At 61.9% G+C, this 4,339-nt stretch carries 4 protein-coding genes and 1 pseudogene; all 5 read left to right on the forward strand.

Going from position 1 to position 4,339, the window contains the following annotated elements; all coding sequences use genetic code 11:
• Positions 1-522, forward strand: a 522-nt coding sequence (locus NJC38_RS28870; protein WP_253118179.1) for an ABC transporter permease subunit, incomplete at its 5' end; no start/stop codon positions are given.
• Between the two features lie 58 nt (positions 523-580).
• A complete protein-coding gene (gene proX, locus NJC38_RS28875; protein WP_253118180.1) occupies positions 581-1,600 on the forward strand; it encodes a glycine betaine/L-proline ABC transporter substrate-binding protein ProX in 1,020 nt (339 codons plus the stop codon).
• A 164-nt stretch (positions 1,601-1,764) separates the two neighbouring features.
• On the forward strand, positions 1,765-3,129 hold the full coding sequence (gene dddP / locus NJC38_RS28880) for a dimethylsulfonioproprionate lyase DddP (protein ID WP_045490712.1): 1,365 nt from the start codon (positions 1,765-1,767) through the stop codon (positions 3,127-3,129).
• Positions 3,117-4,142, forward strand: a complete 1,026-nt coding sequence (locus NJC38_RS28885; RefSeq protein ID WP_253118181.1) for a GlxA family transcriptional regulator — start codon at positions 3,117-3,119, stop codon at positions 4,140-4,142. The genes dddP and NJC38_RS28885 overlap by 13 nt, the downstream gene beginning before the upstream one ends.
• Positions 4,143-4,184: 42 nt before the next feature.
• Positions 4,185-4,339, forward strand: a pseudogene (locus NJC38_RS28890) (aldehyde dehydrogenase); the annotation flags it as partial.

Below are 4,339 nucleotides of genomic sequence, written 5' to 3' on the forward strand. Positions count from 1 at the left end.
GCCTTTGTGTACCTGGTGCCGGTGGTGATGCTGTTCGGCATCGGTAACGTGCCTGGCGTGCTGGTCACCATTGTGTTTGCCCTGCCGCCGCTGGTGCGGCTGACCAACCTGGGTATTCGCCAGGTGCCGGAAGACAAGATCGAAGCCGCCCGCGCCTTTGGCTGCACGCCACGACAGATGCTGACCCGCGTCCAGTTGCCGCTGGCGACCTCGACGATCATGGCCGGCATGAACCAGACCCTGATGCTGTCGCTGTCGATGGTGGTCATCGCCTCGATGATTTCCGTCGGCGGCCTGGGCCAGATGGTCCTGCGCGGCATCGGCCGGCTGGACATGGGCCTGGCCACCGTCGGCGGGGTCGGTCTGGTACTGCTGGCGATCTTCCTCGACCGCCTGACCCAGGCGATGGGTGAAAGAACCGCCGCCGAGCCTGGCCGGCGCTGGTTCCATACCGGCCCGGTCGGCCTGGTGCTGCGAATATTGGGTTCCAACCCTTCTACAGGTCGGCGCAAGACCGCCTGATGACTCGCTCTTTTTGATCTGCCGCCCTTGGATAAAAACCAGAAGAAGGTAAGCAACGATGAACAAGATCCACGTTTCCCGGCGTTTTGTGCAGTGTGCGACCGCGCTGTCGCTGGCCATCGCCTCGCTGTGTGCCTCGGCCTCTGCCGAGAAACCCGGCGATGGCGTCAAGGTCACACCGATCTTCCCGCCGATTGCCGAGGAGCGTTTTCGCGGCGAAGTGGCCATGGAAGGCCTGCGTGAGCTGGGCTACAAGATCCAGGAGCCCAAGGAAACCGAATATGCCGTGATGATGGTTGCCCTGGCCAACGGCGATGCCGACTTCACCGTCCACCTATGGAACACCCTGCACGACACCTTCTACCAGAAGGCCGGTGGCGACAAGACCCTGGTCAAGGCAGGCGACATTCTGCCCGGCGTGCTGCAGGGTTACCTGATCGACAAGAAGACCGCCGAAGCCCACAACATCACCAGCCTGACCGACCTGCAAAAGCCGGAAATCGCCAAGCTGTTTGATGTAGACGGTGACGGCAAGGCCGACCTGACCGGCTGCAACCCCGGCTGGGGCTGCGAGCTGACCATCGATCACCACATGAAAGCCTATGGTCTGGAGAAGACCGTCAACGTCAACCGCGGCTCGTACTTCGCGCTGATGGCCGACACCATCACTCGCTACAAGGCGGGCAAACCGATCCTCTATTACACCTGGGTACCGCAGTGGATCTCGGGCGTATTGGTCGAAGGCAAGGACGTGGTCTGGCTGCCGGTGCCCAAGACCGACCTGCCCGGCGGCAACAACGGCGTAGATACGATGTACCAGGGCAAAAATCTGGGCTTTGCCGTGGACAAGGTGGTTGCCGTGGTCAACAAGGACTTCGCTGCCAAGAACCCCGCAGCGCTGAAGTTCCTGTCGCTGGTGCAAATCAGCACCGATGACGAGAGCACCCAGAACCTGAAAATGCAGCAAGGCGAGAACAAGGCCAAAGACGTCACCCGCCACGCCAAGGAATGGGTCGCCGCGCACCGTGCGCAGTTCGACCATTGGCTGCAGGCATCACGCGACGCCGCCAAACAATAAGCTCGCTTGCCGGCCCCGTAGGAGCGGCTTTAGCCGCGAAGACTTCCTGATCGGCATTGGCCCGTAGGAGCAGCTTCAACTGCGAAGCTTTTGCAAAGGTCACTGCTGCTCCTACAGCCTTACAGCAGCCTGTTTCATTACAATAACCGCGAGCCCGGACCGTCATGAGCAGCCCTTTTTCCATCCCCACCCACGCCCGCCGTATCGACCCGGCCCGACCACGGGCCGCCCTCAAAGCCGATGGTTCAGAGGACGATAACGATCGCGTCGAGATCGGCCCCACCCCGCTGGCCTTCGCCGAATGGGCCAGCCTGGGACTGCAAGCCCCGCACCTGCCGAGCATGCGTGAATACCGCCTGCAACGGATTCGCGAACAACTGGTCAAGCGCGACCTGGGCGGCATCCTGCTGTTCGACCCGCTGAACATCCGCTACGCCACCGACACCACCAACATGCAGTTATGGACCACCCACAACCCGGCCCGCGCCTGTTTCGTCGCCGCCAGTGGCCATGTGGTGCTGTGGGATTTTCACGGCTGCGATCACCTGTCGGCGCACCTGCCGCTGGTCAGCGAGCTGCGCAGCGGCGCTTCGTTTTTCTACTTCGAGACCGGTGAACACACCGAACAACACGCCCGCCGCTTCGCCGGGCAAGTCGATGAGCTGCTGCGCAGCCATGCTGGCAGCAATCGCCGGCTGGCGGTGGATCGCATCGAAGTGGCCGGGCTGCGCGCCCTTGATGCCCTTGGCGTGCAAGTGTGCAGTGGTCAGGAAGTCACCGAGTTCGCCCGTGCCATCAAAGGCCCGGACGAGATCCTCGCCATGCGCTGCGCGGTGGCCTCTTGCGAGGCCTCGATTGCCGAGATGCGCCTGGCGATGCGTGCTGGCGCCACCGAGAACGACGTTTGGGCCGCTCTGCATGCTGGCAATATCCGCCGTGGCGGTGAATGGATCGAAACGCGCATTCTCAGCTCCGGGCCGCGCACCAACCCCTGGTTTCAGGAATCGGGCCCGCGGGTACTGAGCGACGGTGATCTGCTGAGTTTCGACACCGACCTGATCGGCGTCTATGGCATGTGTGTCGACATGTCGCGCAGCTGGATTTGTGGCGACCTCGAACCGACCGCTGAACAAAAGCGCCTGTACCGTATCGCCCATGAGCACATCACCCGCAATATCGAGATGGTCAAACCCGGCGTGCGCTTTACCGAGCTGACCAGCCGCGGCCACCGCCTGCCTGAGAGCTGCCGTGCGCAGCGTTACGGGGTGATGTTCCACGGTGTCGGCCTGTGCGACGAGTACCCGTGCATCCGTTATCCGGAAGACCTGGAGTCCTACGGCTACGAAGGCGTGCTGGAGCCGGGGATGGCGCTGTGCGTGGAGGCGTATGTAGGGGAAGTCGGCGGACGTGACGGTATCAAGCTGGAGAACCAACTGCTGGTGACCGACACCGGTTATGAGCTGCTGACCCATTATCCGTTTGAGGACAGCTTTCTTTCAGACACTGGCACGCAACAATGCCCATCATGACCACGGCGATAGACAATGGCTGGTGCGAGACGATTGCAACGTCGGCAGCGCAGCACCGAGCTGCAACGCACGCGGCCCAGCGAACCGCGAACATAGGCTTTCTGTTGCTGGACAATTTCTCCCTGCCCTGTTTCACCCAGGCGCTGGACGTGCTGACCACCGCGAACCTGATCCGCCCTGGTTCAGTCAAGGTCCATACGTTCGGCTACCGCAACAGCGAGGTCATGAGCGACCTGGCCATTCCAATCCGGCCCAACACGCCACTGACCGACATCCGCATCGCCGATCTCGACCTGATGATGGTCTGTGGCGGCCTGCGCACCCCGCGCCAGGTGCCGGACTGGCTGGTCAGCCTGCTGAAAAAGCTCGCCGGTTTTCCCATAACTCTGGGCGGGCTGTGGAACGGCGCCTGGTATCTGGGCCGGGCCGGGCTGCTCGATGGTTACCGGTGTGCGATTCACTCCGAACAGCGTACTGCCCTTTCGGAACGCTCGCCCAATGCCAATGTAAGCCTTGATAGCATGGTGTTCGACCGTGACCGCCTCACTGCCGCCACCCCGGCCGGTGCCTTCGAGGTGATGCGCAAGTGGCTGGCCAAGGCCTGCGAACCGGACCTGGCCGAGGCGGTGACCAGCCTGCTCGACTACGACCATAGCCGTTTTCAGCGCACCAGTGAGTCACCGCGCCGCAAGCTCTGCAAGCCGTTGCGCGAACTGATCACGCTGATGCAAGCCAACCTTGAAGAGCCGCTGGAGCCGGAGCAACTGGCGCACTATGCCGGCCTGTCGAAGCGCCAGATCCAGCGGCTGTTCCGCGAGCAACTGGGGACTTCGCCGCAAAAGTATTACCTGCAACTGCGACTGAACGAATCACGCCGGCTGATTCAGAACTCAACCTTTTCGATGCTCGAAGTGGCGATTGCCTGCGGCTTTGTGTCAGGCAGCCATTTCAGCAAGTGCTACAGCGACGTGTTCGGTTATCCGCCGTCGCGTGAAGTCCGGCATGAAGTCTGATTCGCCTCCACTCCCCCTGAACCCATCATCAAGGACACGCCAATGGCTGAACTGCTGAGCAAAGACCAATACAAGGCGCTGGCCGCTGAATTGAAATTCCCGACCCAGGCATTCATCAACGGTGAATTCCGCGATGCGCTGTCGGGCAATACCTTCGCCACCACTAACCCGGCCACTGGCGAGTTGCTGGCCAACAT

Source organism: Pseudomonas sp. 21LCFQ010 (genome assembly GCF_024129905.1).
Lineage (GTDB): Bacteria > Pseudomonadota > Gammaproteobacteria > Pseudomonadales > Pseudomonadaceae > Aquipseudomonas.

Bases quoted from the DNA above. Each gene is read 5' to 3' on its own strand.
- proX (WP_253118180.1), top strand. From the start codon at position 581: ATGAACAAGATCCACGTTTCCCGGCGTTTTGTGCAGTGTGCGACCGCG.
- dddP (WP_045490712.1), top strand. From the start codon at position 1,765: ATGAGCAGCCCTTTTTCCATCCCCACCCACGCCCGCCGTATCGACCCG.
- NJC38_RS28885 (WP_253118181.1), top strand. From the start codon at position 3,117: ATGCCCATCATGACCACGGCGATAGACAATGGCTGGTGCGAGACGATT.